The sequence below is a fragment of the Endozoicomonas sp. SESOKO2 genome (genome assembly GCF_024606245.1).
In the GTDB taxonomy this organism is placed as follows: domain Bacteria; phylum Pseudomonadota; class Gammaproteobacteria; order Pseudomonadales; family Endozoicomonadaceae; genus Endozoicomonas_A.
The window spans coordinates 1-4,723 of record NZ_JAHHPQ010000281.1; the positions used below are offsets into that span (position 1 = coordinate 1).

The 4,723-nt window shown below is 47.3% G+C and carries 2 protein-coding genes; both read right to left on the bottom strand.

The features are described 5' to 3' along the window. Positions 1 to 3,674: hypothetical protein (locus tag KDK17_RS06615; RefSeq protein WP_257287653.1), on the bottom strand; the 3,674-nt coding region annotated here is incomplete at its 3' end. A 335-nt stretch (positions 3,675 to 4,009) separates the two neighbouring features. Continuing rightward, on the bottom strand, positions 4,010 to 4,723 hold a 714-nt coding region (locus KDK17_RS06620), incomplete at its 5' end, for a hypothetical protein (protein ID WP_257287654.1).

Genomic DNA, 4,723 nt, shown 5'->3' on the forward strand with positions numbered 1-4,723 from the left:
CAGTTGCTAATTTCCATTTTTTCATTCTGTATTTTCAGCTGCGGCATTGGAAAACGGTAGATTCGTACACTCTTACCCGGCACCTCAACTTCAAGCCACTCCCCTCTGACACTAAAGAACATCTCGTTGATGTTCTGCATCAACACCGCGATATAACTCAGAGCCAGTTGTTCTCCTGACGGAATAAGTCCCGAGACAGGTATCATAACGTTGTTGTCGTCGGTTGTTCGCATCCCGGACAGAAAGTGATCGGGAATATCGTTATACCAAGGCAGAAGGCTATGAGTTTTGAGTAGTGCTTCAAGCAGTATTTGGATGCCTTCTTTGGTGATTTCGTGGTTTTTTAGCCCAAGGCAGGCCTCAAGCAGCTGCTTAAACCACTGAGAGGAATGCTCTTTGCTGAGTTTATGCAGGGCGCTGAACGATGGAAACAGGTCGAATACTGCCCGGGCATGACTGGCGTCCAGAAAACGCAACTGGTCATCATTTGTTAAGGGTTGCAGGATTTCCCAGTAGAGCCTTTTCATATAGTCGAGTTTCAGCACCTCCGATAATTGTTGCAACCGGGCTGATTGCTGTTCCCATAGACTCTTATCCGGCAATGACTTCAGCCGCTTGACGAAATAGACAAAACGGCCCCTGTATTCATTGGCAGAAAACAGAACCACTGCCTTATTTAACACGTGCAAAGGCACGGCTCTAGCCGAATGACGCCGCAAAAAAAACCGGTCCTTTGCATTGGACTGAAGGTAGAGTTCGACACCTTTTCCTCCATAAAAAGACAGCAGCTTTATCAATGATTCCAGCATTAGAACGGTTTTGCTGTTTTCACGGAATTGATGAAATTGTTTTAAAGCCGTCCACTTTAGTGACCACTCTGGCTTAGAGGTGGAAAGATAAAGAGCGACGGTTTTTATCTGGAGATTGTAATTGTTGTCCTCTTCATTATCTGAGTTGCTGTTTTCTTCAGTGAATTCTGTAGACAGCCACTCTTTCAGTTCCGTTTCCCGTCGTTGCAGCACATCGGCAGCAGGTAGCCCTTCTGATTTCCAGAGTCTGGTCATAACTTGCAGGAGCTGGTGATTGGGTGCACCCCCGCAACTTGTCCAGTCCAGCACATCTTTAACTTCTTTGTGTTTGAGCACGCCTATTGTGGTGTACATGGACGAGAAGGCGCGAAACCGCTCCACACTGAACTCGCCATCACTGTCTTTCCATTCCGACCAGCCCAATACCTCTTTCACTTTTTTATGTTTGGGTACGCCCAGGCCATTGTTCATGGATGAGAAGGGACGGAACCGCTCTATATCGAATTGGCCGTCCTTGTCTCGCCATTCCGGCCAACCCAGCACCTCTTTCACGTCCTCACGTTTGAGTATGCCTTTGCTATGATTCATGGACGAGAATGCCCGTAAAAGCCCCATACTGAACTCGCCATCCTTGTTTTTCCATTCCGGCCAGCCCAGCACGTCTTGCACTTCCTCATGGTTGAGGATGCCCAGGCCATTATTCATGGACGAGAAGGCGCGGAACAGCTCAATACTAAACTCGCCATCACTGTCTTTCCATTCCGGCCAGCCCAGTACCTCTTTCACGTCCTCGTGTTTGGGCATTCCTTTACTATGATTAATCGAAGAGAAAGCGCGGAACAGATCAAAACTGAACACGCCATTCTTGTCTTTCCATTCCGGCCAGCCCAGTACCTCTTTCACTTCCTTGTGGTTGAGCATCCCACGGCTATGATACATTGACGAAAAGGAGCGGAGCAGCTCAATACTGAATTCGCCATCCTTGTTTTTCCATTCCGGCCAGCCCAGCACCTCTTTCACTTTCTCATGGCTGAGGATGCCCTGGCCGTTATTCATGGACGAGAAAGAGCGGAATAGCTCCGCACTGAACTCGCCATCTTTGCCTTTCCATTCCGGCCAGCTCAGCACCTCTTTCACTTTCTCATGTTTGAGCATGCCTTTGCCACGATTCATGGACGAGAAGGCGCGGAGTAGCTCCATATTGAACTCACCATCCCTGTCTTTCCATTCCGGCCAGCCCACCACTTCTTTCAGTTCCTCATGTTTGAGCATGCCTTTGCCATGATTCATGGACGAGAAGGAGCGGAACAATTTCACACTGAACTCACCGTCCTTGTTTTTCCATTCCGGCCAGCTCAGCATCTCTTTCACCTCCTCATGTTTGGGTAAGCCGTTTCTGTTGTACATGGACGAGATAGAGCGAAACAGCTCCATACTGAACTTGCCATCCTTATCTTTCCATTCCGGCCAGTCCAGCATTGCTTTTACTTCCTCATGTTTAGGGACACCTTTGCCATTATTCATTGACGAAAAGGAAGTCAATAAATCCAAACTTGCTAAATATGCAAGTTCATCCTGGTTACGTTCGGCAAAATCACGGATATGTTTTTTTTTATTCTTTAGCATGCCGGTCAGCATACCGGTATTTTTGAAGGTTTCAGGAAGGTGCCAAAAAAAAACGATCGCATTATCGAAGAAGTCATTAAATAACTTTCTCTCTACATAGCCAAGCAGTTTATAAAAAGAGTGCTTTACGGTGATGTTTTTTTTCTTGAATACCGCCATCAGGGTTTGAGCTTTTTCCAGCTCTTCCTCGCTTAATTCGTATTGGATATTTTCTTTTACACTTTCCAATGGGTCGTCGGGGACTTGAGTGTCTATTGGTTTCCTTTTTTTGGCCGGTGGTTTCTCCGAAGCAACTGCTTTCGAATTAATTCTCTTTCTAACCGAGCCTTTCTTTTTTTTCTGAGCAGGTTCTGATGCATCCGGCTCTGTTTCTTCCCGGGTTCGTCTTGCTCTTTTTTTACCCTGAGTGCCTTGCAGGCACTTGTTGCATAAAAACACTGAAGCTGTTGTCTCATTGGCTATAAGCTTTAATTCTTGTTGATTCAGTGCTTTGTTACACTTGGGGCAAATGACAACCGGATTTCCTGTATCCTGCTCAGCCGGGGGTTTCAGTGGGTCACCACCTCCTCGATCACTGCCGTCTGCTGAGCCGGTTGCCTGATTGTGGGTAGCAGCCCCATGCGTCTGGCCGGATTGGCCAGCCTGTTTTGTTGGCGCGGTCGTTGATGCTTTGGTACTTCTGCAGGGTTGGTTATTTTTACTCCTACCCGCCTGTCGGCCAGAGTTTTTGCCAGCAGCGATCTCACGGTAAACACTGAGTTCCTGACTATTCTCTGCCAACCATGCCTGAACCAGTCCCGGATGCATCATAGCAGGATCCGACCTTTCCAGATCCAGAAGATCCCCTTCAATCACCATGATCCGGTCTGACAAAATCCGGGCCAGTGTTGCTTGTCTCGTAATAAAAGCACATCGTCGTTTGAATCGTAACATTCGAAGCAGTTGCCTTTTTTGTTGCAGGCATTTTTGAATAAGGGAAAGAACAGGGGTAAGTTCAGGCTGGGGCTCTGGGTTGGGTTTCCAGTGGTTTCCGTCAGGTGTCTTATCGCCATTGCCTCCCCCGGCAGCTCCCATGACGATTAGCGCATTGGAAGAGTGCTCCAAGACTTCAGGGGATATCGCCATAAGGTCAGCGCGTTTTGTTTGCTTCATTGACCGAATGGGTAGCGCAGGCAATTCGAGAGACGCGGGAGGACTGTTATTCGGCAGCAGCTCTGGCAAAGGGAGGGCGAATCGCATAAACCCTGCCAAATGGGGGTAAGGCCGTTCGGGTTCAGTCAACATATTCGCATATAAGAAATGTGCTGGTAGCGGACTTGAGCCGACTAATTCCAATGCGGGTAGCGACTCCCCATATATTATGGTCACTAACAGAAGCAGTGATCGGGCTATTGAACAGATAGTTTTGTTTTTTTGTGAGCGTCTTGTAGACTCAGGCTTAAAAAAAATACACATCCACGAACCCATTCGCTATTGGAAATAATTCGTTATTTTCACGCCACCCGACATAAGGCTCAGGCTCTTGACTTGACCTCTGCCATTTGCACCGGAATGTATAGCGCCCTACTGACCCATTAAAAAATACCCCCACATCTATCAAGTAACTCTAGTTCCTGACAACCCTGATAAACATCAGGATTCACCTCTGATAATAAAGGGTCTCGCCTTCTTAATTGCTTTATTTCACTGCATGCCCGTTGCCTCCATTCTGCCATTGTGTGGTCAGCGATATCGATTTTGGCTTTTTTAAGGATGGTCACTATGTGCATAAGCTCCATTTCATCCCAATAGTCGTCCAGTAATGTCAGTATTTCGATGCTAAAAACTTCTGTCTGGTTGAGCTTTAACCATAAACGTCCAAACGCCTGCTTTTCTCTTTTGTTGTCTGGCGGCTTCATGCTTTGTGGTTCCGGTTCACCCTGACAGGCTTCAGGATCCCTGGATTGAATGTTGTCCAGGTATTGGGTCAGTGATTCTTTAATCTCATCGGAGCATTCTGTACCGGATGCTTCGATTCTTTCTCTGAGTTTGCTAAGCAAGGATTCAGGCAGCCTCTCTTTATGGTGGTTAAGGGATTTACAGACGATGGGGCTGATGACCATTTGCCTGTTGATCAGGGTAGCCAGGATATAAATGGGTAGAGGTTTGAAGGGTGCTGTTTCTTCAATGGCACCTTTTTCCCCGGGCTCTCTTTTTGCGACGAATCTGGCTTCGTATCTTTGGATGTATCCGGGTTCATCCGGTTTTAAACGCCTTTGCCATTGCTCTGCTGTCAAATAGTAGCGTTG